This window comes from Streptomyces sp. NPDC008086, assembly GCF_042957325.1.
Taxonomy (GTDB): Bacteria; Actinomycetota; Actinomycetes; order Streptomycetales; family Streptomycetaceae; genus Streptomyces.
The window spans coordinates 103,576-128,876 of the sequence record NZ_JBIBIA010000006.1; the positions used below are offsets into that span (position 1 = coordinate 103,576).

Genomic DNA, 25,301 nt, shown 5'->3' on the forward strand with positions numbered 1-25,301 from the left:
TCCTTCTGACTGGCTCGGTCAGGAGTTGTGGCCCTGGGGCGGCAGATGCTTGGTCGTGTGTGCCGCCCCAGGTGCTTGGCGCTGTCAGCGCCGGTTGTGCTCGCGGAGCAGGGAGCGCAGGACCACGGCCGCGATGGCGACGGAGATGGCCGAGACGGCGACGGCGGCCAAGAGCGCGGTGAGGACGACACCGCCGACGACCACGGCCGCCACCACGGCGGGGCTGATGTGGACTGCCGGGAGCGTGCGCCGTACGGGCGCGGAATCGGCCGGGCCGTGGGTGTGTGCGGGCGGCGGGGTGGGGCTGTCGGGGTACTTGGGCAGGAACACGGTCGGGCTCTCCTTATCTACTCGTCTAGGCATGTGAGCGGTTTATGACGTCCACGCCGGTACGCGTGCCGGACTCGATGGCGGGGGCGAGGAAGGTCTGCGAGAGCCAGAAGCCGAAGAGGGCGATCAGGACGACGACCCAGGTGCGGACGCCGAGGAACTTGACCGCGCCCCAGGAGAAGAGGCCGAGGACGACGACGAGCGGCAGGCTGACGGTCACGGTGTGCGGGGTCCTTTCGGCGGATCAGCGGACGGGGCAGCGGTGGGTGCGGGCGGCCAGCTCGGCGGCGGCGCGGCTGTCGTAGTCGGCGGAGAAGCCGCAGCGCGGGGCGGTGCAGGCGGCGGTGTGTTTCTCGCGGCCCCGGCCGTCGTAGGACGTGGCGACCTGGACGGGGCCGATGCGGGTGACGTTGCGGAAGCGGCGGGACATCAGCGGGCGTCCTCTCCGGTGAAGTCGTGGGCGTGGTCGGTGAGCCACTGTTCGATCTCTCGGTGTTCGTCGGGGGTGGCCCGGTTGATTGCGGCTTCGGCGAGGGCCACGGCGTCCACGAGCCGGTTGTCGCGGGTCAGCTCGGCGGAGCGTTCCAGGGCCGACTGGATAAAGGGGCGCATGGTGCTGGTCTCCTCGTCTGTCAGGTGAGTTGGGTGGCGATGGCTTCGGCCATGGGTGTGGGGACACCGAGGCGGGCGCGGAGAGTGGGGGTGTCGATGGGTGTTCCGGTGCGGGTGTGGTGCTCGGCGGCGACCTTGCGGGCGTGTTCGACGAGGGCCGCCGGGACGGCGACGGCGGGTCGCTCGGGCGGCGGCGACTCGATGGCCGGTGGTGTCGGCGGCGGTTCCGGCGCTTCCTCCGAGTCGAGGTCCGGGATTGGTTCGGAGGCGTCCTCCTGGTCCATCGGGTCGTCTGTGTGCTCAGCGTCCTCGTCGACCGTGGTCGGTGTGGTGTGGGCGAGGAGGGTTCCGCCGAGGAAGGCGACGGCGGGCCAGCCCGCGACGAGGATGCGCAGCCAGGCAGGGACGTTGTCCATATCGAGAAGGCCGGCGGTGGCGACGTTGGCGCCGAGGGAGGCGGCGAGGGCGATCACGAACCAGCACCACCCGGCCGCTTTCGCCTCGCCCGAGCGCAGTCGGCGCCAGGCGGCGACGAGCAGCAGGTCGACCGAGACGGGGTAGGCCCACGCTTTCCACCCGTCCTGTCCGGCCGCTAGGGCGATGTCGTGCAGGTGGGCGAAGGACAGCGCGGCGGCGATGAGCGCCTGGACGAGCACCGCGTCGACACGGGCCAGTTGGGCGCGCATGGAGCGGCTCCTTTTCGGGTGCAGGCATGGCAGGGGTAGGGACGTGGCGCGAGACGGTCACGCCGACCGGATTGGGAGTGAGGCTCAGTCGGTCACCGGGCGCGGCTGCACAGCCGGGGCCGGGGACTCGACGGGCCGTATGGGTACGTAGGGCTGGAACGGCTTGAGCGCGGGCAGGTCGGGCACCAGGTCGACCGAGTCCCGGCAGATCCCGGCGGCGTCGCTGAGGGAGAGGTACGGCGTGCGGATGCGGGACCAGCCGCCGGAGGTGTCACCGGCCACGGCCAGGCCGGGCAGCTCGGGAGCGATGGCGCAGGCGGCGAGGACCGCTTCGGGGGCGATGTCGCCGAGCGCCATTTTCGCGGAGGCTTCGTCGTTGACGCGGTGGCAGACCCGGCCGGTCAGTTGGGCCCGGAGCATGGTGGCGCCCTTGCCCAGTTCGGCGCCGAAGCGCTGCCCGCACACCTCCAGGTAGATCCCGGCGGCGCGGCCGAGCTGGGCGAGGCGGATGAGCTGGGTGACCATCTCGTCCCGCCGTTCCTCGTCCTTCTTCGTGGCGACGAGGAAGAGTTCGGCCACCTCGTCGACGAACAGCACGATCGGCACCGGGCGTTCGCCCTCGGGTAGGCCCCAGATGTCTGAGGTGATCTCCTCGTCAGGGGTGTCCGGGGCGATGCCCTGGCGAGCCTTGATCAGGTCGTAGCGGTCCTCCATTTCCTTGACGAGCACGGGCAGCAGGTCGGCCGCCTGCACGGGGTCGGTGGCGAGGGCGGAGAGCCGGGAGGCGAACGGCGCCAGCTCCACACCCCGCTTGCAGTCGATACCGACCAGCGCGACGGGTTGCCGGGCGAGCCCGGTGATCAGATGTCGCAGGTACATGGACTTGCCCGACAGCGTGGCGCCGAGGGTGAGCTGATGCGGGATGGTGCGGTAGTCGCGGACGAACGGGGTCGCGTCCTCCCTCAGTGCCACGGGCACCTTGAGGAACTCGGCTGCGACCTTGCGAGGCATGCGCACGTTGCGCAGCACGTCGAAGCCGACGAGCCGCAGTTCGACCACGCCCGGCTTGACCGTCGTCACGTACACGGCGTGAACGCCCCACGCGTGCCGCAGCCGCTCGGCCGAGGCGGCGACGTCCGCCGGTTCCTGGCCCGGAGCGAGCCTGAGGCGAAGCCGCAGCCCGGTCGAGGTGGGCCGGATGATCCCCCGGCGCGGCGGAACGGGGCGGACCTCCCGTCGGGTGGTGGCCTTGACGGCGAGGACCCGCAGCCGGGACGGCGCCACCGTCAGCCCGCATGCCTCCATGACCGAGCCGTAGGAGCCGAGGAGCCGGGCGGTGGATATCGGCAGGCCGACCGTGGGCCAGTACACGCGGGGGTGCTTGGCCCGGGTGTAGGCGGCCCCGCCGCCGAGTACGGCGACAGGACCACCCACCTCCAGAAGTGTCACCAGGTCGCTCATCAGGCGGTGGCCCCCATGGCGGCCGGGAAGGCGGCCGGCGTCACGGCGGCGGCGCGGAAGGCGATGCCGTGACGCTGCTGCCCGTTGAACACCGACTCCCACGGCCGGGCGACCAGCCCCGGCAGCGCGACCGGCGCCCCGAGCGCCAGCCCCTCGGCCACACCGCCCTCAGGGACGGTGACCTTGATCAGCGACGACTCGCCGTCCTCGATGTAGACGACGCCGATCGTCATCAGCGCCTCACCACTGACGGCATCCTTGGCGATCTCGCCCGTCTGCCGGTCCCGAACCTTGGGCTCGGGAGCCTCCGTCAGCAGGATCGTTGCGGCCGAGGTCTCAACACGGATGGTACGCAAGGCAACTTCCCCTATCTACTCGTCTAGACAAGATGCGTTTGGCAAACCCGATCTCCGAGCTCGCATGAGCGACTCTGCCACACCACTTGGCCACTCGTCTATACGAGTATGCCTGTTGGGGTGTACGAGTCGGAGAAGCATCCCCCGCGCACCACCGCAAACCCCCCGATTACGTCGCCGGAAGCTGGTACGACAGCACGTACGCGTCGGCCGCCATGACGGTGTCGCAGACCTCCACGGCCCGCCCCTCGGTGTCGAAGGCGGTGCGGATGAGGTGGATGACGGGCACGCCGGAGGCCAGTCGGAGCGTCTTCACCTCGGCGGGCGAGGGCATCCGGGCGCGGATCTCTTCCTCGAAGTGGTCGAGGCGGTGACCCAGCTCTTCCAGACGGGCGTAGATGCCGCCGGGGCCGGGGTTGGGTTCGGCGATCGGTGTACCGCGCGCGATGTCGAGGGGGAGATAGGAGGTGGCGAACTCGACCGGACGGCCGTCGAGGAGATACCGGCGCCGACGAGCCAGCACCCGCCGCACGGACCCGAGCCGGGCCGAGACGTCCTGACTGGCCTTCTCTTCCTTGACCTCAAGGCTGTCGACCTGGGGGTGACTGCCGACGGCATTGGCTTCGACGATGAAGGCGGCCTTGCCCTGCTCGCGGTGACGCCGGGCGAACCGGTCGGAGGCGAGCCGCCGCACAGGCGGCCGGGGCCGGACGAAGACGCCCTTGCCGTGCTCGGCGTGCACGAGTCCCTCGCCCTGGAGGACGGAGAAGGAGTTTCGGACCGTCATCCGGGATACCCCGTAGTGATCGACAAGCTCAGCCTCCGAGGGCAGCTTCTCGCCCTCCTTGAAACGCCCCCGGTCGATGGCCTCGCGCAACTGGTCGGCGATCTGCCGAAACACCGCACGATCGCTCGTGGGGTCGAGATCGCCGAGGAGGCCGGAAGGAAGAGAGGGCACGTGTACTCCTTTAGATATCTAGACGAGTGGGCGTTTGTTGTTGCTACGGTGGAGAGCCTAGCCAGCCGAGAGGGCCGAGGAACGTGAGCACCGACCGTCCGCACTCCGTGAGCGTCGCCGGAGTCATCGTCGACGACCAGGGCCGTGCCCTCTTGATCAAGCGCCGCGACAACGGCCACTGGGAGCCGCCGGGTGGAGTCCTTGAACGCGAGGAAACCATTCCGGAGGCCCTCCAGCGCGAGGTTCTCGAAGAGACCGGCATCAAGATCGCGCTTCCCGCGACACTGACCGGGGTCTACAAGAACATGACGGGTCTGATCGTCTCGCTGGTCTTCCGCTGCGAGGCTGCCGACGGCACGCCGACCACCGGCGACGAGACTCGCGCACTGCGGTGGGCCACCCGTGAAGAAGTCATCGAGCTTGCCGACGAGGCGTACGCGATCCGCGTCCTGGACGCATTGGACGCGGCATCCCCGCCGGCCATCCGCGCCCACGACGGCGTGAAACTCGTCTAGCCCGAACCCGCTGCACATGGCGGCCTACCAGCACGAAGGAACTTGTATGCACGAGTATACGAGCACCGCCCGGGTCTGGGGACTCACTTGCCCAGGATTTCCGGAAGAGGTCAGCCGGGCCCGCCGCTGGACCCGCGACATCCTGCGCGGATCGCCTCTGGCCGACGACGCCGAGCTGATCGTGAGCGAGCTGAGCGCGAACGCGATCCTCCACACGGCCAGCGGCCTGGAGACGGGCAGCTTCCACCTGGCCCTGGCGGTCTCCAGGCAGGTGATCGCCCTGTCGGTGACGGGCGGCGGAGGAACCGGCACGGCCCCAAAGGTCAAGCACCAGGACGACGAGGCCGAACACGGCCGGGGCCTGGACATGGTCACCGCGCTCGCCCACCGGGTCATCGTCCACGGAAGCAAGGCCGGCTACACCGTCACCGCGGAACTGTTCACCGGCACCCGACCGGGAGACCGCCTGTGCTGAAGGACGAGGCCCGCCGCGGCTACTGGTGCGAGTGCTGGACCGAAGACCTCAACGGCGAGGGCGGGCTGGAGCTCCGGGGGTCGTTCGACGCCTACTCGGCACCGCAGGCTGACAGATGGGTTGCGGTCGCGCTCCGTACGATCTCCCCGGCATTCGACCCGGACGCATCAGCCCAAGCATGGGAGTGGCTGTACGACGGCCGCATAGAGACACGCCGAGCCCTGTTGCGCTGCGATCCCTGCACGGTGTCCGTCACCCACGCCACGACCCGCATCACCTGGACGATCCGGCCGGTGATCTTCCTGCCCCTCGCACACCGACAGGGCACCCAACTCCCTTCCTGTGCGTACGATTTCAAGCCGCGCCACGACAGCCATCAGCAGTGACGCCCTCCATTAGCGTGGCCCCATGACAGACACGGGGAAGGCCGCACGGAGGCCCAGACAGCTGAACGAGCTGACAGATCTGTACGACTTCCTGGACGAAGTCCGGCTACGTCCGGGCATGTGGGTGCGAGGCCGGTCGCTTCTGCACCTGGAGTCCATGCTGATCGGTTACACAGCGGCCCTTGGTGTCCATGGCATCAGCGAAGACGGCAACCTTCGCGCCGGGAGCCAAGGGCCATTCGCCCAGTGGCTGTGGAAGCGCCTAGGGATGGCCTACCCCAGCTCGCTGGGTTGGGCGGTCGAGATCGAGCGCAGGGCAGAGCAGACCGACGTGCCTGCCATGGAGTTGTTCTTCCAGCTTCTGGATGAGTTCCGCGCCGCAGGCCACGACGCCCACCAAGTGAAGTGAAGCCGGCCGGTCAAGCATCGACCGAGGCCGGACAGCCCCAGCAGCCCAACTGAGTTACAACCTTCTCTACTGGTTCAAGCCCCGGCTCCGCTCCGCTCCGCCGGGCGGGCTCCCGGCTCCGCTCGGGGCGCCGCTCCTGCCTTCGGCCCGCTCCGCCCCGGCTGCGCCGACGCCCGCCCACACATGGATGAGGCCGGAGGCCATGAGTCGAGCACCCGACGTACGCGGACTCACGTCAAGAACACTGCCTCCGGCGGGGTGGGGGATCGGCCAACACCGGGATGGAGGGGCACCGTTCCCGACTGCGGGCACATTGTGGCGAGCGTTGAGGGCTCCCATCCCGTCCACCATCGCCCCAGGCAGAGGCGAGCAGACGCGGCCCATGGCGTCCAGGTCGTTCGTACAGTGGCGCGCTCCACCTGGACGCCACGAACCAGGCCCGCTCCACGGTGTGTGCGTCGACGGCGGACGGGATGGGAACTGGGTGAGTGTTGGAGGGTCACTCGCCATCGCCTTTTCTTTGATTCTCATCCCGGCGGCCCCAAACAGACCTTAACCTGGCTGCACATCAAGAGGGGAAGGCATGCGGCAAGCAATCGCCTGGAGGATAAAGAAATGACCAACCCTACCGAGCTGATGCTGGCCGACCTCTCGCAGTCATATGCAGAAATTAACGTTTCGAATGCATTCCTGCGCCTATATGAGAGTGATGGCCGCTTCGGCCGCGCTTTCGCCAGCCTCCATGAACGACTGAATGGACATTTCGAATCTATCAATGACAGGGCGGAGACGACCCGCCACTACTGGGCCGAATCGAGCAGAGAAATGCTCGCACTTGCCAAGGAAGCGAAAAATCTGCTTCAGTCCCTCAAGCATGCAGGCGTTCAGGTTCACCTCGTGGAAGCCTACGCAGCTGCGATAGAGAGCTGCCAGTCATGGCTGACGCGGAGCGGAGGCAGCACCGTTCCAGATGACTTTAAACAGATTGAAATCATCAGGTATGAGCCAGTCTTCTCGCGTCCAGATACTGAGATCAAGCTGAAGAAGTCTGGACAACGCACCCAGTTGCGACTTATCGGCGAGGGTTCGTACGCGAAGGTCTTCTCATTCGTTGACCCTGACTACGGGGTCAAATTTGCACTCAAGCGCGCCAATAAGGACTTGAGCGAACGGGATCTGTATCGATTCCAGCAAGAGTTCGACATCCTCAAGCGTTTGAGATTCCCGTACATTGTTGAGGTGTTTCAGTATGACAGCGACCGCCGCGAATATCTAATGGAGTTCTGCGAGTCCACGCTTCGCAATTATATCAAGAAGCGCAACAATACGTTGCCATTTTCGTCGCGGAAGAGAATTGCGTTGCAGTTCTTGTACGGCATCAATTACATCCATAGCGAAGGCCTCCTCCATCGCGACGTCAGCCTTCAGAACGTACTGGTCAAGACATTCAATGGTGGCGCCGTCCTTGTAAAGCTCTCGGACTTCGGACTCGCCAAGGATAAGAATTCCGCATACACGCGAACAAAGACGGAGATGCGTGGAACAATTCGGGATCCCTTGCTGGCCAACTTTAAGGAGTACGGCGTCTGCAATGAGATTTATTCCATCGGTTGGGTGCTTTCCTATATCTTCACTGGAAAGGAGGCATTGATGGCCCAGAAGGATGCTCCGAGCCAGATTGTGCGAAAATGCACGGCCCATGATGTTGCCCATCGATACCAGAGCGTGCGCGACCTAATTGGTGACGTTGAGAAACTCGAAGCCACTCCTCCCCCCACGGACGCGCCCGCTTGACATCTGATACAACCCGACGCCTACGACGACCTGTATCAGATTCTCCGGGGCTTCTAGCCTGCCACGTTGACTACGTGATGACGGAAAGCCGATCGAGGGGACTTAATGGCCAGTCGGGATAATTTCAGCCGGAAGACATGGGATGAGCTTGCCAAGAGGGTCGCGTACCGGTGCTCCGCCCCCTTCTGCAGGGCACCGACGATTGGACCCTCTGAATCCAGGCAAAGCGGCGTAACGATGGTTGGAGTCGGCGCCCACATAACCGCCGCCGCCCCTGGCGGGCCGCGCTACAAGCCCGGCCTTACAGCCGAAGAGAGGTCATCCATCGATAACGGAATTTGGCTATGCAGCACGCACGCAAAAATGATCGACGACGACGAGAAGAGGTTCACTGTTGAAATTCTGAAAAAATGGAAGAAAAGTGCCGAACGAATTGCAGGAAAAGAGATCGGGGGCGCTCTCAGGTCACTCTTGCCCGCTCTACTGATAGATCACGAAATTTGCATCACTCGTACGGACTTTGAGCGCGGAATGGAAGAAATTCTAAAATCGTTTCTTGATGACTGCGGGGCGCTTGCCGCATGGGGTCAGAAACGCTATAACGCCACCATCCTTCTCGCGTACGAACTGACCTTGAACGCCTTTCAACATGGATCAGTTGATCAAGTCAGGATAACGACCAAGAAAGGTTGCTTGCACATATTCCATCCGGGAGAAAAGTTTGGCCCCGAAGACCTCCTGCAAGTGGATGGACAGGGAGGACAAGCCGCTTTGAGGGCGTTTAAAGAGCAATGTTCAGGGTCTCTTGAACTGATCTACAGGTCAGATGGGGGTTCCAACGAGTGGGCCATTATCGACTTCAGTCGAGGGCTGAATCATCATCATCCATGCGGAGTTCGACTGGGTAGGAACTTTGATCTCACAGAGTCTACGTCTAGAGTTCGGGGGTGCGAGGAGGTTCACATCTACCTAGGGGATCGAGGTATCTTTTCATTCAGCCACGCCGCCGACCTGGCAAAAAAATTGGTCAAGCTCCTCCCGGAACGCGCCTATGTCTTCCATGGCGTGGATCAAAATGTCCATCTTCGCAGCTTCATAGCCTCTCACCTGCCGAATGTAAAGTTTTTCGATTCGAGAATAGATAGCTAGGCGCCGGAGCCGGAGGGGAACGTTCCATTCGACCACGCAAGGTTCAACGGGGTCGCGATTGACTGAGGCCCTCCCAGCCGGCGGTGCCTAGTCACGTGCCGACCGCGCACCGGTACGCGTCCACGTCTCGTCTCAGTTCCCCTCTCATTCAGCCCCGTTCACGGCCGTTCAAGGGCGACCCCGAGCCGTCCCCACACCAACAGCCAGACGCCGATGAACCCAGGTGAACGCCCCCGAACGAAGCCTCCGACCCCACCAACACAGTTGGAAAGCGTGTGCGGCGGAAGATCAGGTCTCTTCATCATCCGAGTAAGTCCACGGCCGAATCTCCCATGGGGTCCCACTACTCGACCGCTCCGCGACGTGCCCCAATGGCATGCTGGCCAGCTCGACGAGTGACGGGTCTAGGGTAAGGAGGTGATCCACGTGGGCCACGATCGAGGCACCGTCGGCGTTCGGGTCGTGCAGGCCGTCGCAGAGTAGCCAATCGTCCTCGTGGTCGTGGAGCACCACCAGGGCCGGAAAGTCTCCCTTCACTACCGTTCGTTGCACCACAGCCAGTAGCCCGGAGGGGAAGACCCCGTTGGGGAACGGCCACGTTATGTCCGGCTGCATCGATCCCATTGCCCTCATCCTCGTCCACGCCGGAGATCGGTAATGAGCGGGGCCCCGGCCCCCTGCCGTGGGAGGCAGTTGAGCGCAGTCCTGCCCGAGCCCGCACCACAAGCGCACCAGATCGAGCGGGGAATCACCGTGAAGTCAGCCCGCTCGACGAGACGCCAGCCAAGCCGTTCGCCCCGGTCAGCGCATAGACCAGCCGCAAATGACCGCAGTTCCCAAGCTGATAGCTCGCGCTCTGTCGTCACGGGGCCGGCCGTCGCGGGGTGCTCTGGTCGACGGAGTAAGCCAGTAGCGTGGCTGAGGCCGGTGGGGGGTGCAGCGAGGCACACGCGCGCCTGATTGGTTGGCGCACCCGCCGTCGTGGCTGACTGTCGTCGGCTGAGGTTCGTGCCACTGTCGTGCCAGATGCAGCGGTCAGCCACGGTCAACGAGGGGATCTGGCGGTCGAGTTGCTGGGCATCTCACCAGTCATCGAAGCCCCAGGTCACCGGCACGACACCCCAGCCTCTCTCCTAAAGCGGTGTTGACCATGCCAGTCAGAGAGCCCCTTTGACCAAGGACGCCGCAACTCCAGCCCCTCACTGGGATAGTACGTAGTTGTCCCAGCCAGCCCGGTGGACGTGAACGTGACGCAGGGAGAGTTAGTGGTGCGCGGAGACGGTGTAGGCAGCTACTTGTACTGGTCAGATCGCCGTGTGGCTGCGATTGCATCCGACAACGGCATCAACTTCAAAGGTCGATTCAACTGGGCGGTCAAGGCCGCCCCCCAGGGCGTTGGAGCAGAGGTCAGCAACAAGGACCGTGGAGACCTATCCCGCTTCGAAACTGCACGCAAGATCGAGAAAGCCCTCGGTGCTCATGCCGTCGTTGGCTTCGACACTCCGCCACGTGCCCGCTTCGCAAGAGGAGTCGGACAGGTCCACATGGCCAGGTTCACGGCGGGACCCGAGCGCGACAAGGGAGCACTTTTTCACATCAGGACGGCCAGTGTCAGAGGCCAGCAGGTCGATCTCGTGCTGTTCGGCAGCATGGACAACTTCCTTGGCCGAGTACTTCGTCCAGAAGATGCGCCCGAGACAGGTTGGTTCTCGTCCGCCTGGTACGCCATCGCTGAGTTGCTGGAGAGTCGAGGCAGAGAGAACACCTCGCAGTGGGACGATCCAGAGTCGCTGTCCGTCGAGGCCCTGAAGGTAGCGCTGTACCAGGGGAGCTCCGATGATCAAGGAGAGCAGGACCGCCAACCCTGGACGCGTGGGTACACGCTCGGGCATGCCGATGACAGCGAGTGGTTCGCCCAGATCTACACAGACGTTGTGCTGACCGAGGGTCGCTGGCGCCTCAGAGGCAGCATGAGCGGGGCACAGCGAATTCTGGTTGGGGCTCCTGTCTGGGTCCGAACCGCGAGCCAGGCATCAGTCACCCGCTACGCGGACCTGCGTAGCCGGGCTACTGGTGCCGATCGTCGTCGTCTGCCGTTCCTTCGGTGAATTCAGAGCAGGTCGGGCAGACCCGTGACGATGAGCTGTCGTTCGCCCTGCACCACAAGCGCACCAGATCAGGAGGGGAACAGCGGGGAACCACGGGTAAAGCGACGCAGCCGAGGGAAGCCACACCGCCAACGTTCGCCCAGATCAATGCCTCAATGAGCCGCAAACGCCCGCAGCTTCCCAAGCTGATGGCTCCAAGCGCCGTCGTCACGGGTCGGCCGTCGTGGCTTGCTCGGGTTGACGGCATCGGCGGCGTGGTTGAGGCCGGTGGGGGTGCAGCGAGGCATACGCGTGCGTGGTCGGTCGACGCGCCCGCCGTCGTAGCTCACTGTCGTCGGTTGAGGTTCAGACTGGGCGCATCGAGGGTGCCGGCCGTCAGTCGAGTGCGGCAGGGCTGGGCCGTCCCTGGGCCGTCCGAGGTCGCTCGACAGTGGCCAATGACGACCAACGACGACAACCAGGCGCACGGGCGCACCGCCCATGAGCAGGGAAAACGCAGGTCACCGAGATCCCCGGCAAGACCCAGGGCAAGAAGAAGTAGCCTTCACGATCATGCCCCTGAGCTGCGCAGACAGCGCGACTCAGGGGCGTTTTCATGCCGTGGGACCTCGTCGGACCCCAGCGCTGTCAGTGCCCGTTGCTAACGTGCTTCGTCCAGTCGTGGAGTTCATGAAGGGGCAAGATACGTGCGGGATGTGACATGCCATCAGGTCGGCGAGCAGCGGTTGGCCGAGGCGCTCGACGACATCGACGGGCGGGCCTACACGCGGTGGCACTCGCTGCGGTACGGCAGCATCTCGCCGAAGCTGATCCGGGACATGGCGGACGAACTGCTCGACCATGTCGCCGCGCGAACGGTGGCGGAGCCGGGCCTCGACGCCGCGGCCGGCACGGTCGCCGTCACCGCCGCGGAGTGTGTGCACGGAGTGCTCAGCATCATGTGCTTCCCGGACGGGGACCAGGTACTCCTCTTCCCCCTGGTCGGGGAGCGGATCAGCACGGACCCGTATGACGACGAGTTCGGGGACGGGCCCATCACCTTCCGGGACGTCGTCCAGGAGGCGCCCACCGCGCGGACCTGGCTCGACATGTTCGAGATATGTGTCGTCAGCGGGCAGGTGTGGGACCGGGAGCGGGTCACCGGGCTGCTGCTGCGCGGCGACTACGCGCCCGCCATCCGTGACGGCGTGCCCTACAACCGGTACACCTCCGTCTCCGACCCCGCCGACCTCGCCGCCATGGACGCCCTGTGCCTCTATCTCACCGAGGCGACCGGCCATCTGCCCCGCGACCGGCCGACGGTTCCGCTGCGCAAGCCGGATGCCGGGGAGCGCGCGGAGGCCGCCCGGCGGCTCGACGAGGTCGGCGACGCGCTGAGCGCGGACCAGCGACTGCTCCGCGTCCTCCTCGACGACGACCAGCACGCCTTCGAGGACGCCCTCGTCGCCCGGCTGGTCGCGTACCGGGAGAGCGTCGAGGCCGATGCCGGTGATCCCGCGCCCCGGTCCCTCCTCCCTCTCGGCACCCTCGCCCTGGCCTGTCTCGCCGTGCAGGTCCATGGGTGGGAGCTCGGGGTCCGGTCCGGGTATCTGCCGTACGGTCTGCTGGGATCGCCGGACGCGCCGCGCCGGGCGGCGGAGGGGAACCGGAACGACTTGGGTTACTGGGCCGCCAAGTAGGCCAGCCGGGGGGCGGGGCACGGGCGTGACAGGGGTGACGGGGTGACGGACGTGACGGGTGTGATCTTGCGGGAGTACCGCGCCGCCAGACGCGCGCGGCCCCACCCTCTGGGCCTGCCCCCGCCCTCTGGGCCTGTCCCTGTTCTCTAGCCCTGCCCCTGAGCCTCCCCCTCCGCGACCGCGATCGTGATGCCGAGCGCCTTGGCGATGTTCCCGGCGGCCGTCATGACACGTGCCGTGCCCACCACCGGCGCGATGGCGACCAGCACGTCCTGCACCTGCTCGGCGGTCAGCCCGGCCTGGATGGCGGGATCGATGTGGGCGACGTACGAGATCGGCGGGGCGTCCGAAGCGGCGAGGGCCGCGATGCGGGTGAGCATGAAGGTCTCCGGGACCAGCCCGCACCGTTCGACCGAGTCGACCGTCATGGCGGCGAGGGTGTCCAGTACCGGGGTTTCAGATGCTGTTGCCATGGCAGCTCGTCTCCTGTGAGGTCGTGAGGGAAGCCGATGTGGAGGAGGTCAGTGCGGGCGGTGACGTCAAGTCGACGTGAAGGAAGTCGACTTGAGGGGACGCGAGTCGAGGGCAGTCGACGGGCGGGGACACCGTGGGGCGCCTCACCCGGCGCAGCGTCCACCGCTCGACCGTAAGTCCGTTTGCCGTAGATCGCCTGTCGAGGGGCGTGTCCTGGGGACTGCTTCCGGCTCGTCCGATACGGCGTTCCCGAGCAGGCGAAGGGCGCCGGCGCATACGGCAGAGGGCCCCGGCGCGTCCACCGCACCGGAGCCCTCGGCGTCGAGCCCTCACCGTCGTACGTGAGTCCTCACCCGCACTGGCAGGGATTCCCCGACTGGCACCCGCACCCGCACCCCGAGCCGCAGCCGCAGGCGCCGAAGAGCGGGAGGCTCCTGATGTCGGCGGGCTGCTCGGACGGGCGTTCCTGGGTGGGGTCGGGGGCGGTGCCGGGGGTGCTGGGGGATTCGGCCATGGATCCTCCTCGAGGCTGGAGCCTGTGCCCATTCCATGCCCGCCCCCCTGGGCGCATCAACGGCGCACAGAGGCTCGCGCACGCCCCGAGCCGCCCCTGGACTGGCCCCTAGTCGGACCCGAGCCGCCCCTGGACTATCCCCGAGTCGGACCCGGACCGACCTGGACCGACCTGGACTGGCCCGAGTCGGACCCGGACCGACCTGGACTGGCCCCGAGCCGGACCCGGACTGCCCCTGGACTGGCCCCGAGCCGAATCCGACCCGCCCCTGGACTAGCCCCGAGTCGGACCCGGACAAGCCCCGAGCCAGCCCGAACAAGCCCCGCCCCGCCCCGGCCCCGCGCTTAGGCTCCGCCCCCCGGCCCCGCTCAGGCCTACGCCCCGTCCACCCCCGCCGCCGGCTGGATCTCCGGCTGGATGTCCGTCTGCAGCTCGTCCGCGTGCTCGCCCGTCACCAGGAACACCACACGCTTGGCCACGGCCACCGCGTGGTCGGCGTACCGCTCGTAGTAGCGGCCGAGCAGCGTCACGTCGACCGCCGTCTCGATGCCGTGCTTCCAGCGCTCGTCCAGCAGGTGCTGGAAGAGGGTGCGGTGCAGGAGGTCCATCGCGTCGTCGTCCTGCTCCAGCTGGAGCGCGAGGTCGACGTCCTTGGTGACGATCACCTCGGCCGCCTTCGCCATCAGACGCTGCGCGAGCTGGCCCATCTCCAGGATGGTGGCGTGCAGGTCCTGGGGGATGGCCCGCTCCGGGTAGCGCAGCCGGGTGAGCTTGGCCACGTGCTGGGCCAGGTCGCCCGAGCGCTCCAGGTCCGCCGACATACGCAGCGACGTGACGACGATACGGAGGTCCGTCGCCACCGGCTGCTGCCGCGCCAGCAGGGCTATGGCCCTGGCCTCCAGGTCGTGCTGGAGGTCGTCGACCTTCTGGTCGGCCTCGATCACGCTTTCGGCCAGCTTCAGGTCGGAGTCGAGGATCGCCGTCGTGGCGCGCCCGATCGCCGACCCGACCAGCCGGGCCATCTCCACCAGACCGTCGCCGATCGAGTCCAGTTCCTCGTGGTACGCGTCCCGCATCAGGGTCCCTCTCTTACGTCTGCCTCGGGAAAGTCTTACCGTCCGGACCTCCGACAGTAAGACCGTCGTGAAAACGACAGTAGGACTGTCGTGAAACCGCCAGTGTGATCCCACGCCAAACCACCTGTGCGAACCCCACACGGCGACTATTCGGGCTCTACGCGTCCGTTTCCGCCACCCCAAATGAACCACCACTGGCTCCAAGGTGAACTCTGGGCGACGAGTGTTCGAGCTCGCACTCCGACGGCTGTGGCCACTGCCTGCGCCATGCCTAACCTGGGGGCATGGACGTGAACGCGGCGGTCGCCGCAGCGGCAGCGATAGCCGGGGTGCTCACCGGCGTCATCGCCATGCTGGCGTTCCGCTGGAGCGAACGCGACCTGAAGCGACCCACCCGAACCTCCCTGCACACCGACCCCGTCCTGCCACCCGGCGTGGACACGGTCCTGTCGGTGCTGCGCTCCTCGGCCGTCGTGCTCGACGAGGGGGACGCCGTCGTCAAGGCCAGCTCGGCGGCGTACGCCCTCGGTCTGGTGCGCGGCGGCAAGCTCTCCGTGGAGCCCATGCTCCAGATGGCCCGGGACACCAGACGGGACGGCGAGATAAGGCAGGTCGAGCTGGATCTGCCCCGGCGCGGTACCGGACGCGGCGATGCCCTCGCCGTGTCCGCGCGCGTCGCGCCCCTCGGCTCCCGCCTCGTCCTCCTCCTCGTCGAGGACCTCACCGAGGCCCGGCGCATAGAGGCGGTGCGGCGTGACTTCGTCGCCAACGTCAGCCATGAGCTGAAGACGCCGGTCGGCGCGCTCTCCCTGCTGTCCGAAGCCGTCATGGACGCCTCCGACGACCCGGAGGCCGTGCAGCGCTTCGCCGGGCGGATGCAGATCGAGGCGACCCGGCTGACCAGCCTGGTGCAGGAGCTCATCGACCTCTCCCGGGTGCAGAACGACGACCCGCTGGAGGACGCCGAGCCCGTCCGCGTGGACGAACTCGTCGCCGAGGCCATGGACCGCTGCCGACACGCCGCCGGCACGAAGCAGATCACCATGGCAGCGGGGAGCACCAGCGACGACCTCAGCATCTGGGGCAACCGCGGCCAGCTCGCCGCCGCGCTCGGCAACCTCGTCGAGAACGCCGTCAACTACTCGCCCGCCCGCACCCGCGTCGGCATCGCCGCCCGCCGGGTCAGCGCCCCGGGCGGAGACCTCATCGAGATCGCCGTGACCGATCAGGGCATCGGCATCTCGGACAAGGACAAGGAGCGCATCTTCGAGCGCTTCTACCGCGTCGACCCGGCCCGTTCCCGTGCCACCGGTGGCACCGGCCTCGGTCTCGCGATCGTCAAGCACGTGGCCGCCTCGCACAGCGGGGAGGTCACGGTGTGGAGCTCCGAGGGACAGGGCTCCACGTTCACCCTGCGGCTGCCGGAGGCGGGTGCGGCCCGCGACCGTGCGCAGCAGCATCCCGATCTCGACGACGAGGCCGGGCACTCCGCCGGATCGAAGCCCCGCAGATCCACTGATTCACCCCCAGAGCCAACCGCGTACGAAACGCTTTCCGCCCCGGAGGTCCTTCCGTGACCCGTGTGCTCGTCGTCGAGGACGAGGAGTCCTTCTCCGACGCCCTGTCGTACATGCTCCGCAAGGAGGGCTTCGAGGTCGCCGTCGCGACCACCGGGCCCGACGGACTCGACGAGTTCGAGCGCAACGGCGCCGACCTCGTCCTCCTCGACCTGATGCTGCCCGGCCTGCCGGGTACCGAGGTCTGCCGCCAGCTGCGCGGCCGCTCCAACGTTCCGGTGATCATGGTCACCGCCAAGGACAGCGAGATCGACAAGGTGGTCGGCCTGGAAATAGGAGCCGACGACTACGTCACCAAGCCGTTCTCCTCGCGCGAGCTGGTCGCCCGTATCCGGGCCGTCCTGCGCCGCCGCGGCGAGCCCGAGGAGGTGACCCCGGCCGCCCTGGAGGCGGGCCCGGTCCGGATGGACGTCGACCGTCACGTGGTCACGGTCTCCGGCTCCAAGGTCGACCTCCCCCTCAAGGAGTTCGACCTCCTGGAGATGCTCCTGCGCAACGCCGGCCGCGTCCTGACCCGCATGCAGCTCATCGACCGTGTCTGGGGCGCCGACTACGTGGGCGACACCAAGACCCTCGACGTCCACGTCAAGCGCCTGCGCGCCAAGATCGAGCCGGACCCGGGCGCGCCCAGATACCTGGTGACGGTGCGCGGTCTGGGCTACAAGTTCGAGCCGTAAACCGCCTGCGGCCGCCGGAGGCAGTACGTACGACAAAGGGCGGGGCCCCGGATCTCCTCCGGGGCCCCGCCCTTTTGTACGGCTCTTACCGGGGCGCCGCGCCCTTCTCTACGGCTCTACAGGAGCCGTACGGCCAGCTCAGTGACCGGCAGCCGTCTGCGAGGCGCTGTCGGACGGCGTCGCCGCGCCCGCGCCCGCGCCGGTACCGGCCTCGGTGCCGGCGCCCGGCGTCTCGCCCGCGGAGGCCGAACCGGTCGGGGTGGCCTCGGTGCCGCCGGCCGGGGTGCCGGTCGGCGAACCGCTCGGGGAGGCCGACGTGCCCGGCGCCGCCGGGACCTCGCTCGGGCCCCAGCTCTCGAAGTAGTGCTCGGCCGGGACGACGAAGGCGCGCAGGCTCACGTCGCCGGTCTTGCTGAAGGTGAAGGTGATCTTCTGGGCGTTGCCGTCCTGGATCGCCTCACGGCTGCTGGGCAGCGTCGCGGAGGCGTTGTCCTTGCCGCCGATGATCAGCGAACCGCCGGCCGGGATGGTCAGGCTGCCGCCCTTGGCGGGCTTGAGCTCGGCGCTCTTGCCGGTGCCGTCCACCTTGATCGAGTCCAGCGTCTGCGCGGTGCGGCCGGAGTTGAACAGGGTCGCGGAGACCGCGGCGGGGCCGGTCGACTCCAGGTCGGGCTGGGTGATGACGATGGCGTTCTGGATCTTGATGTCGCCCACGGAGGTCGCCGCGTTGTCCGGCTTGATCTCCAGCGTCTGGCTGTTGTTGCCGGCGGCGCACGCACCGAGCGACGTGATCGAGAACGCGATGGCGGCCGCGGCGAGGGCGCCGCGTCGAAGGCTGCTGCTCACGGCGGCGGCAACTCCTTGACTCGAACGGGGCGGGCTGCATAAAGCCGCCCTAAGTGTCTGTCAGCGGCCTTAGGTTACCGAGCCGTTCCCGCGCCACCGCACCCGACCCTCCCCTGGGCGCCCAAGTGCCGTCGATGTACCTCTTCCACCACCCGCCCCTTCACCCGCAGGTGGCCCGGGAGTCACATTGCCCGAGGCTCGTCCGCCATTCACATAAGGCCCCTCGCAAGTCCCCCCGCAAAATTTCCGTGAAGGAATGCGCGACCTTCCCGAAATTGATCACCGACTGTGCCTCCGACCTGGCTGTGATCAATTCCGGATTCGTCCGGGACCCGACTCCGGGACGCCGAACGGAGTAGCGAAAGTCGCACACTTGGAACCGGACATATGTGTACGTTCGGCCACTCGAAGGTGCCTCCGGATGCGTGTAGCGTACGCGTTTCACCTCACCCGCAGAGCCGCTCCGACCTGCGAATACCTTCTTCCACTCGGCCCGCGCAGCACGTTCCTGTTGGACTTGTCAAGCCCCGAGATATGCCCTGACCTGCGAAAACGCCATTCAGAACCCGCCGTTTCCGTGTTACCCTGGATAGCCACGGAAGGGGTACCTGTCACATGACGTTCAAGGTTGGCGACACCGTGGTCTATCCCCATCACGGGGCCGCGCTGATCGAGGCCATCGAAACTCGCCAGATCAAAGGCGTGGACAAGACCTACTTGGTGCTGAAGGTCGCCCAGGGTGACCTGACGGTACGTGTGCCAGCGGACAATGCGGAGTTCGTCGGCGTGCGTGATGTGGTCGGTCAGGACGGGCTGGACCGGGTCTTCGAGGTGCTGCGCGCGCCGTACGCCGAGGAGCCCACGAACTGGTCGCGTCGTTACAAGGCAAATCTGGAGAAGCTCGCCTCCGGCGATGTCATCAAGGTCGCGGAAGTCGTGCGTGACCTGTGGCGTCGTGAGCGCGAGCGTGGACTCTCCGCCGGTGAGAAGCGCATGCTCGCCAAGGCCCGCCAGATTCTGGTGAGCGAGCTCGCCCTCGCGGAGAACACGAACGAGGACAAGGCCGAGGCCCTGCTCGACGAGGTTCTCGCGTCCTGACGCGGTCCGTCCGCCTCAGTTCAGCACACGCTGTTGTGTTGCTTTAAAAAGTGCCGCGGTGCCCGATGACGTTATTGCTGTCGCCGGGCGCTGCGGCATGTTCGTTTGACTACGCGGTGCGTCCATCTCGGGGGCGCCCCCGATACTTGATGTGCCGGGTCCGGGCAGCTGGCTCGACCGTTGTCACGGAAGGGTTCGGTCAAGCCGTCCCACCCGGCACGCTGAGGCCATACCCACGTAGGCAGAGCACACAAACCTGACAGGAACCGATGTCTGACGTTTCGCGTCCTTCGCCCACGGGTGTCCCCTCCGAAGGTCGTAGCGGGGCCCGTACCGCCGTCGTGATCCCGGCCGCCGGACGGGGCGTACGCCTCGGTCCCGGCGCCCCGAAAGCGCTCCGCGCGCTGAACGGCACGCCCATGCTCATCCACGCCGTCCGCGCGATGGCCGCCTCCCGCGCCGTCTCCCTCGTGGTCGTCGTGGCCCCGCCCGACGGCGCCGCCGAGGTCAAGAGCCTGCTCGACGCGCACGCGTTGCCCGAGCGCACCGACTTCCTGGTCGTCCCCGGCGGCGAGACCCGCCAGGAGTCCGTGAAGCTCGGCCTGGACGCGCTGCCGCCGGACCACGACATCGTGCTCGTGCACGACGCGGCGCGCCCCCTGGTCCCGGTGGACACCGTGGACGCGGTGATCGAGGCCGTACGGGACGGAGCACCCGCAGTGGTGCCCGCGCTGCCGCTCGCCGACACCGTCAAGGAGGTCGAGCCGGCCACCGTCACGGGCGAGCCCGAACCGGTGGTCGCCACGCCGAGCCGCGCCCGCCTCCGCGCCGTACAGACCCCCCAGGGTTTCGACCGGGCCACGCTGATCCGCGCCCACGAGACGGTGACCGGCGACGTCACCGACGACGCGAGCATGGTCGAGCAGCTCGGCCTGACGGTCGTGGTCGTGCCCGGCCACGAGGAGGCCTTCAAGGTCACCCGCCCGCTGGACCTGGTCCTGGCCGAGGCGGTCCTGGCGCGCCGGAGGCTGAACGATGGCTTCTGAGCGGCTTCCGGTGCTGCCCCAGGTCGGCATCGGCACCGACATCCACGCCTTCGAGGAGGGCCGCGAGCTGTGGTGCGCGGGCCTGAAGTGGGAAGGCGAGGGCCCCGGCCTCGCGGGCCACTCCGACGCGGACGTCGTCGCCCACGCCGCCTGCAACGCGCTCTTCTCGGCCGCCGCCCTCGGCGACCTGGGCCAGCACTTCGGCACGGGACGCCCCGAGTGGTCGGGTGCCTCGGGCGTCGTACTCCTGACAGAGGCGGCGCGGATCGTCCGCGAGGCCGGCTTCCGGATCGGCAACATCGCCGTACAGGTCGTGGGCCCGCGCCCGAAGATCGGCAAGCGCAGGGACGAGGCCCAGAAGATCCTGTCGGAGGCGGCGGGAGCACCGGTGTCGGTGTCGGGCGCGACAACGGATGGCTTGGGCTTCCCGGGCCGGGACGAGGGCTTGATGGCGGTGGCGACAGCGCTGGTCGTGCGTATCGACTGAGGCGAGTGTGCCAACCCGGGGCGCGGGGCTGTGTCAATGTGCGGCTCCGCCGCGTGGGCGCGACCAGCCCGCACCGGCCTGCACCCGACAAACAGGGCACTGCTCCACGCACCCCCCTCGGCCTACTACCCTATGTGTCGTGACGATTCGCCTGTACGACACCAGCGCCCGGCAGATCCGTGACTTCACCCCGCTCACGCCGGGCTGTGTCTCGATCTACCTCTGTGGCGCCACCGTGCAGGCCGCGCCGCACATCGGGCACATCCGCTCGGGGCTGAACTTCGACATCATGCGCCGCTGGTTCGCCTACCGCGGCTACGACGTGACGTTCATCAGGAACGTCACGGACATCGACGACAAGATCATCGCCAAGTCCGCCGACCAGAACCGCCCCTGGTGGTCGATCGGCTACGAGAACGAGCGCGCCTTCACCGACGGCTACACCGCCCTCGGCTGCCTCCCGCCGACGTACGAGCCCCGCGCCACCGGCCATGTCACCGAGATGGTCGAGATGATGCGCGGCCTCATCGAGCGCGGACACGCCTACGAGGCGGACGGCAGCGTCTACTTCGACGTCCGTTCCTGGCCCTCCTACCTGGAGCTGTCCCGGCAGGACCTCGACGAGATGCGGCAGCCCGCCGAGGAGGGCATCTCCGGCAAGCGGGATCCGCGCGACTTCGCGATGTGGAAGGCCGCGAAGCCGGGCGAGCCCGACTGGGAGACGCCGTGGGGACGCGGGCGCCCCGGCTGGCACCTGGAGTGCTCGGCGATGGCGCACAAGTACCTGGGCTCCGCCTTCGACATCCACGGCGGCGGCCTCGACCTGATCTTCCCGCACCACGAGAACGAGATCGCCCAGGCCAAGGCCTACGGCGACGAGTTCGCCCGCTACTGGGTGCACAACGCGTGGGTCACCATGAGCGGCGAGAAGATGTCGAAGTCGCTCGGCAACAGCGTGCTCGTGTCCGAGATGGTCAAGCAGTGGCGCCCGATCGTCCTGCGCTACTACCTGGGCACCCCGCACTACCGCTCCACCATCGAGTACAGCGAGGACGCCCTGCGCGAGGCCGAGTCGGCGTTCGCGCGCATCGAGGGCTTCGTGCAGCGCGTGGTGGAGAAGGCGGGCGTCGTCGAGCCGTCCGCCGAGGTGCCGTTGGCCTTCGCCGAGGCGATGGACGACGACCTGGGCGTCCCGCAGGCTCTCGCGATCGTCCACACCACGGTCCGGCAGGGCAACTCCGCCCTGGCCGCCGACGACAAGGAAGCCGCCGTGGCCCGCCTCGCCGAGGTGCGCGCCATGCTCGGCGTCCTCGGCCTGGACCCGCTCGACCCGCACTGGGCCGGCGAGACCGACCGCGGCGACGATCTGCACGGCGTGGTCGACACCCTCGTGCGCATGGTCCTCGACCAGCGCGAGGCGGCCCGCTCCCGCAAGGACTGGGCCACCGCGGACGCCATCCGCGACCAACTGGGTCAGTCCGGCCTCGTCATCGAGGACAGTCCGCAGGGCCCGCGCTGGACCCTCGGCCCCCGCTGACCGAGCCGGTCCCGCGGAAGATCGATTGTGCCGCCCGGCCCTCCGGGCGGCACACTGCATAGACGTACATTCGAACGCTCACGACAGACAGGTAGGTCATGGCCGCGAACAACCGCCGCATGTCCGGCAAGAAGGGCGCGCAGGTCGGCAGTGGCGGCCAGCGACGCAAGGGTCTCGAAGGCAAGGGCCCGACGCCGCCCGCCGAGATGCGCAAGAAGCACAAGAAGAACCGCATCGCGACCGCCAAGGCGAAGCAGGCCGCGCGCCGTCCCGCGCCGCGCGGCCGCGGCGGCAAGGGCACGTCCGAGATGGTCGTCGGCCGTAACCCGGTGGTCGAGGCCCTGCGCGAGGGCGTCCCGGCGTCGACCCTCTACGTCCAGCAGTTCATCGACAACGACGAGCGCGTCCGCGAGGCCCTCCAGCTCGCCGCCGACCGCGGCGGCATCAACCTCATGGAGGCCCCGCGCCCCGAGCTGGACCGTATGACCAACGGCCTGAACCACCAGGGCCTGGTCCTCCAGGTCCCGCCGTACGAGTACGCCCACCCCGAGGACCTCGCCGCCGCCGCTTACGACGAGGGCGCCGACCCGCTGATCGTCGCCCTGGACGGTGTGACCGACCCGCGCAACCTCGGTGCCGTCGTCCGCTCCGTCTCCGCCTTCGGCGGCCACGGCGTCGTCGTACCGGAGCGCCGCGCGGCCGGCATGACCGCCGGCGCCTGGAAGACGTCCGCCGGCACGGCGGCCCGCACCCCGGTGGCCCGCGCGACGAACCTGACGCGGGCGCTGGAGTCGTACAAGAAGGCGGGCCTGGTGGTCGTCGGCCTGGCCGCCGACGGCGAGGCCGAACTCGGTGATCTTCAGGCCCTGGAGGGTCCGGTGGTCATCGTGGTCGGCAGCGAGGGCAAGGGCCTGTCCCGCCTGGTCGGCGAGACGTGCGACTTCCGCGTACGCATCCCGATGCCGGGCGGCGCGGAGTCGCTCAACGCCGGCGTGGCGGCAGGGATCGTCCTCTACGAGGCGGCCCGCCGACGCGTCTGATCAGCCGTCTGAACAGACATCCGCGGCGTCACCCGTGCGGGTTAATTCTGGTGGCAGTGGTGCGACCTGCGCATCCTTGACGGGGTCCGGACAGATCGGACGGGTCAAGGCAGTGTCCAAAGCACACGTCACTCGGTTAGTTGAGTGTGGACACCAGAACACCCCGCACACCCACGGGGGACCGCTCGTCGGGATACGACGACGCTCCCGCGCTGAGCATGGTGAAGGTGCCGAGCGATCCGGCGCAGATCATCGTCAATCACGCGAGTTTCCGCGTGTTGTTGGGCGCGTCGACCGGGCGTGGCAAATCCCCGCGGATCACACGGCACTTGAGCGCCACCCAGGACACCGCCCGTATCCCCGCCGCCAACGCGGCCGGCAGAGCGGGAGCGGCCACCGGCACCCGCCGCCGGGTCGCCGTCTGGAACGGCACGTCCGCGCCGGACGACACCGGCGCCCACCGGCTGCTCCAGGCCGTGCGGGACGGCAGCGTCCGCCACGGCGACGAACCGCTCCCCGGTGGCGGGGGCACCCAGGTCATCCCGCGAGTCGACGTCGGCGGCGGCTACGACGGCGGCTACGACGACGTGTTGGAGCAGACCGTCGAGACGCCGATCGTGGGCGCGCAGCGCACGCACGAGTCGCTCGAGGCGCGGCTGCTGCCGAACATGCGCACGGTCGAGAGTGCGTACGACGAGGAACTCGCCTACGACGACGAGGGTTTCGCGGACGAGACCCATGGCCCGGACGAGCCCGACACCCCGCTCAGGCGATCCGGCGACGACCCGGCGCGGCACGCCTACTACCCCGGCCGCCGTATGAACCTCGGCGTCGTGCTCCTCCCCCTCCGGGTCTTCCTCGGCTTCATCTCCATCTACGCCGGCATGGGCAAGCTGTGCGACCCCGTCTACTTCGACGGCGGCAAGCGTGGCTCGATGGTGAAGTGGCTGAACACGCTGCACCCCTGGGAAGTGGCCGAGCCCCTCCGCCAGTTCGCCCTCGAACACCCGGTCGGCTCCGGTCTGGTCATCGCGTTCTTCCAGGTCATCGTCGGTGTGCTGACGGTCCTGGGCTGCTGGCAGCGGGTGGCCGCGGTGGTCGGTGCCCTGCTCTCCGCCGCGCTCCTGGTCACCGTCAGCTGGAAGAGCGTCCCGGTCTACGACGCCCCCGACATCATCTACCTCGCCGCCTGGTCCCCGCTGATCATCGCCGGCGCGCCCGTCTACTCGATCGACGGGCGCCTGGCGGGCATGGCCTGGCGCCGGCTCGGTCCCCGCTCCGACATCTGGGAGCTGCGCCAGTACGTCCTGCGCCGTGGCGCCCTGGTCTCGGCGATCGTGATCGGGCTGACCCTGCTGATCGGTTCGCTTCTCGGCGGTGCGGTCCGGGACGCCGACCGTGTGGTCGTTCCCGGACCTGGGGAGGCTCCGCGCAACGAGCTGCCCGGCTCGCCGCTGCCGCAGGAGCCCGGTCAGCGGCACCGGAAGACGCCGTCTGCCTCCAACTCGCCCACGCAGGGGGCCACGTCGGGGGCTGCCACGCCGTCGGGGGCCGCTACGACGCCGGGGGCGACGCGTGAGGCTGGTGCCGGGGGTGTCGGTACGCCCAGCCAGACGCAGGGGACTGCCGGGCAGGCTCCGCCGCAGCAGTCGACGCCGGCCGACGAGGTGCCCAGCACCAGCACCGGTCCGACCTCCGGGGGGCCGTCCTCGGGCGGCGGCAACTCAACGGGCGGTTCGTCCCCCGACGAACCTGGCCTCGTAGGCGGCCTACTCGGCTGACGTCCCCCTCGATGGGCCCCGGAACCCCTCCGGGGCCCATCGCCATACCCCCACCTTTCCTCGCCCCCGCCGCCCCTACCCGTCCCATCCCTGGGGGCTGCCGCCCCCAGCCCCCCGCTGTCGGCCCTCCGGGCCTCGTCCTCAAACGCCGGACGGGCTGAAAAGGCCTGGGCCGGCGTAGCGCCCTGCGGGTGGGTGGGGGATAGGGACGGTCTTGCCCTCGAACGTCG

The 25,301-nt window shown here is 67.9% G+C and carries 29 protein-coding genes; 16 read left to right on the forward strand and 13 right to left on the reverse strand.

Annotation, left to right across the window (positions count from 1 at the left end; genetic code table 11):
• Nucleotides 1-84: 84 nt before the first annotated feature.
• The 8 genes from ACFZBP_RS21800 to ACFZBP_RS21835 all read right to left on the reverse strand — a co-directional run bounded on the left by ACFZBP_RS21800 (nt 85) and on the right by ACFZBP_RS21835 (nt 4,403).
• Nucleotides 85-330 carry a SpdD protein gene (locus ACFZBP_RS21800; protein ID WP_391415316.1) on the reverse strand — a complete coding sequence of 82 codons (246 nt, stop codon included), beginning with the start codon at nt 328-330 and terminating at the stop codon, nt 85-87.
• A gap of 25 nt (nt 331-355) precedes the next feature.
• Nucleotides 356-550: a hypothetical protein gene (locus ACFZBP_RS21805; RefSeq protein ID WP_391415318.1), complete on the reverse strand. Its 195-nt coding sequence runs from the start codon at nt 548-550 to the stop codon at nt 356-358.
• 24 nt (nt 551-574) lie between these two features.
• Nucleotides 575-760 (reverse strand): mobile element transfer protein, encoded by a 186-nt coding sequence (locus tag ACFZBP_RS21810; protein WP_013002340.1) that lies wholly within the window; start codon nt 758-760, stop codon nt 575-577.
• Nucleotides 760-942, reverse strand: coding sequence for a hypothetical protein (locus tag ACFZBP_RS21815; RefSeq protein WP_391415320.1), 183 nt, complete (start codon nt 940-942; stop codon nt 760-762). The genes ACFZBP_RS21810 and ACFZBP_RS21815 overlap by 1 nt, the downstream gene beginning before the upstream one ends.
• A gap of 20 nt (nt 943-962) precedes the next feature.
• Nucleotides 963-1,628, reverse strand: coding sequence for a DUF2637 domain-containing protein (locus ACFZBP_RS21820; protein WP_391415322.1), 666 nt, complete (start codon nt 1,626-1,628; stop codon nt 963-965).
• An 84-nt stretch (nt 1,629-1,712) separates the two neighbouring features.
• Complete coding sequence (locus tag ACFZBP_RS21825) at nt 1,713-3,089, reverse strand: FtsK/SpoIIIE domain-containing protein (RefSeq protein ID WP_391415324.1); 1,377 nt, start codon at nt 3,087-3,089, stop codon at nt 1,713-1,715.
• Nucleotides 3,089-3,445 carry a hypothetical protein gene (locus ACFZBP_RS21830; protein ID WP_055711324.1) on the reverse strand — a complete coding sequence of 119 codons (357 nt, stop codon included), beginning with the start codon at nt 3,443-3,445 and terminating at the stop codon, nt 3,089-3,091. Before ACFZBP_RS21830 ends, ACFZBP_RS21825 begins: the two co-directional genes overlap by 1 nt.
• A 169-nt stretch (nt 3,446-3,614) precedes the next feature.
• Complete coding sequence (locus ACFZBP_RS21835; protein ID WP_391415327.1) at nt 3,615-4,403, reverse strand: UTRA domain-containing protein; 789 nt, start codon at nt 4,401-4,403, stop codon at nt 3,615-3,617.
• Between the two features lie 107 nt (nt 4,404-4,510).
• Between ACFZBP_RS21835 and ACFZBP_RS21840 the strand changes: the two genes are divergently transcribed.
• From ACFZBP_RS21840 to ACFZBP_RS21865, 6 genes are all read left to right on the forward strand, one after another.
• Complete coding sequence (locus ACFZBP_RS21840; protein ID WP_391416073.1) at nt 4,511-4,918, forward strand: NUDIX domain-containing protein; 408 nt, start codon at nt 4,511-4,513, stop codon at nt 4,916-4,918.
• A 46-nt stretch (nt 4,919-4,964) separates the two neighbouring features.
• Complete coding sequence (locus ACFZBP_RS21845; protein ID WP_391415329.1) at nt 4,965-5,393, forward strand: ATP-binding protein; 429 nt, start codon at nt 4,965-4,967, stop codon at nt 5,391-5,393.
• A complete protein-coding gene (locus tag ACFZBP_RS21850) occupies nt 5,387-5,779 on the forward strand; it encodes a hypothetical protein (protein ID WP_391415331.1) in 393 nt (130 codons plus the stop codon). Before ACFZBP_RS21845 ends, ACFZBP_RS21850 begins: the two co-directional genes overlap by 7 nt.
• Before the next feature lie 22 nt (nt 5,780-5,801).
• A complete protein-coding gene (locus ACFZBP_RS21855; protein ID WP_391415333.1) occupies nt 5,802-6,188 on the forward strand; it encodes a hypothetical protein in 387 nt (128 codons plus the stop codon).
• A 615-nt stretch (nt 6,189-6,803) separates the two neighbouring features.
• Nucleotides 6,804-7,982 (forward strand): protein kinase, encoded by a 1,179-nt coding sequence (locus tag ACFZBP_RS21860; RefSeq protein ID WP_391415335.1) that lies wholly within the window; start codon nt 6,804-6,806, stop codon nt 7,980-7,982.
• Nucleotides 7,983-8,345: 363 nt separating this feature from the next.
• A complete protein-coding gene (locus ACFZBP_RS21865; protein WP_391415337.1) occupies nt 8,346-9,131 on the forward strand; it encodes a hypothetical protein in 786 nt (261 codons plus the stop codon).
• A gap of 288 nt (nt 9,132-9,419) precedes the next feature.
• On the opposite strand, the gene ACFZBP_RS21870 is transcribed toward ACFZBP_RS21865, so the two are convergent.
• The gene (locus ACFZBP_RS21870; RefSeq protein ID WP_391415339.1) at nt 9,420-9,755 is read right to left on the reverse strand and encodes a hypothetical protein; all 336 of its coding nucleotides are present in this window, start codon (nt 9,753-9,755) and stop codon (nt 9,420-9,422) included.
• Nucleotides 9,756-10,372: 617 nt separating this feature from the next.
• Between ACFZBP_RS21870 and ACFZBP_RS21875 the strand changes: the two genes are divergently transcribed.
• On the forward strand, nt 10,373-11,239 hold the full coding sequence (locus ACFZBP_RS21875) for a DUF7019 family protein (RefSeq protein ID WP_391415341.1): 867 nt from the start codon (nt 10,373-10,375) through the stop codon (nt 11,237-11,239).
• 686 nt (nt 11,240-11,925) lie between these two features.
• Entirely contained in the window at nt 11,926-12,918 is a 993-nt protein-coding gene (locus ACFZBP_RS21880) for an Imm49 family immunity protein (protein ID WP_391415343.1), read from the forward strand.
• A gap of 146 nt (nt 12,919-13,064) precedes the next feature.
• On the opposite strand, the gene ACFZBP_RS21885 is transcribed toward ACFZBP_RS21880, so the two are convergent.
• The 3 genes from ACFZBP_RS21885 to phoU all read right to left on the reverse strand — a co-directional run bounded on the left by ACFZBP_RS21885 (nt 13,065) and on the right by phoU (nt 14,982).
• Nucleotides 13,065-13,391: a carboxymuconolactone decarboxylase family protein gene (locus tag ACFZBP_RS21885; protein ID WP_383457503.1), complete on the reverse strand. Its 327-nt coding sequence runs from the start codon at nt 13,389-13,391 to the stop codon at nt 13,065-13,067.
• A 350-nt stretch (nt 13,392-13,741) separates the two neighbouring features.
• Nucleotides 13,742-13,906, reverse strand: a complete 165-nt coding sequence (locus ACFZBP_RS21890) for a hypothetical protein (RefSeq protein WP_383457506.1) — start codon at nt 13,904-13,906, stop codon at nt 13,742-13,744.
• 374 nt (nt 13,907-14,280) lie between these two features.
• On the reverse strand, nt 14,281-14,982 hold the full coding sequence (gene phoU / locus ACFZBP_RS21895; protein WP_383457508.1) for a phosphate signaling complex protein PhoU: 702 nt from the start codon (nt 14,980-14,982) through the stop codon (nt 14,281-14,283).
• Nucleotides 14,983-15,266: 284 nt separating this feature from the next.
• Here phoU and ACFZBP_RS21900 point away from each other — a divergent pair, with 284 nt between their 5' ends.
• Nucleotides 15,267-16,559 (forward strand): sensor histidine kinase, encoded by a 1,293-nt coding sequence (locus tag ACFZBP_RS21900; protein WP_383457511.1) that lies wholly within the window; start codon nt 15,267-15,269, stop codon nt 16,557-16,559.
• Nucleotides 16,556-17,236: a response regulator transcription factor gene (locus tag ACFZBP_RS21905; protein ID WP_015659563.1), complete on the forward strand. Its 681-nt coding sequence runs from the start codon at nt 16,556-16,558 to the stop codon at nt 17,234-17,236. Before ACFZBP_RS21900 ends, ACFZBP_RS21905 begins: the two co-directional genes overlap by 4 nt.
• A gap of 138 nt (nt 17,237-17,374) precedes the next feature.
• Here the strand turns inward: ACFZBP_RS21905 and ACFZBP_RS21910 are convergent, their stop codons facing one another.
• Nucleotides 17,375-18,082 (reverse strand): DUF461 domain-containing protein, encoded by a 708-nt coding sequence (locus ACFZBP_RS21910; protein WP_391415347.1) that lies wholly within the window; start codon nt 18,080-18,082, stop codon nt 17,375-17,377.
• 615 nt (nt 18,083-18,697) lie between these two features.
• Here ACFZBP_RS21910 and ACFZBP_RS21915 point away from each other — a divergent pair.
• The 6 genes from ACFZBP_RS21915 (at nt 18,698) to ACFZBP_RS21940 (ending at nt 25,071) form a co-directional block, all read left to right on the forward strand.
• Entirely contained in the window at nt 18,698-19,180 is a 483-nt protein-coding gene (locus tag ACFZBP_RS21915; RefSeq protein ID WP_003953493.1) for a CarD family transcriptional regulator, read from the forward strand.
• A 269-nt stretch (nt 19,181-19,449) separates the two neighbouring features.
• Nucleotides 19,450-20,226, forward strand: coding sequence for a 2-C-methyl-D-erythritol 4-phosphate cytidylyltransferase (ispD, locus tag ACFZBP_RS21920; RefSeq protein WP_391415349.1), 777 nt, complete (start codon nt 19,450-19,452; stop codon nt 20,224-20,226).
• Complete coding sequence (gene ispF / locus ACFZBP_RS21925; protein ID WP_383457521.1) at nt 20,216-20,713, forward strand: 2-C-methyl-D-erythritol 2,4-cyclodiphosphate synthase; 498 nt, start codon at nt 20,216-20,218, stop codon at nt 20,711-20,713. Before ispD ends, ispF begins: the two co-directional genes overlap by 11 nt.
• Before the next feature lie 139 nt (nt 20,714-20,852).
• The gene (gene cysS / locus ACFZBP_RS21930; RefSeq protein WP_391415351.1) at nt 20,853-22,250 is read left to right on the forward strand and encodes a cysteine--tRNA ligase; all 1,398 of its coding nucleotides are present in this window, start codon (nt 20,853-20,855) and stop codon (nt 22,248-22,250) included.
• Nucleotides 22,251-22,348: 98 nt separating this feature from the next.
• Nucleotides 22,349-23,290 (forward strand): 23S rRNA (guanosine(2251)-2'-O)-methyltransferase RlmB, encoded by a 942-nt coding sequence (gene rlmB, locus ACFZBP_RS21935; RefSeq protein ID WP_383457526.1) that lies wholly within the window; start codon nt 22,349-22,351, stop codon nt 23,288-23,290.
• 146 nt (nt 23,291-23,436) lie between these two features.
• The gene (locus ACFZBP_RS21940) at nt 23,437-25,071 is read left to right on the forward strand and encodes a DoxX family membrane protein (protein ID WP_391415354.1); all 1,635 of its coding nucleotides are present in this window, start codon (nt 23,437-23,439) and stop codon (nt 25,069-25,071) included.
• Nucleotides 25,072-25,301 lie beyond the last annotated feature (230 nt).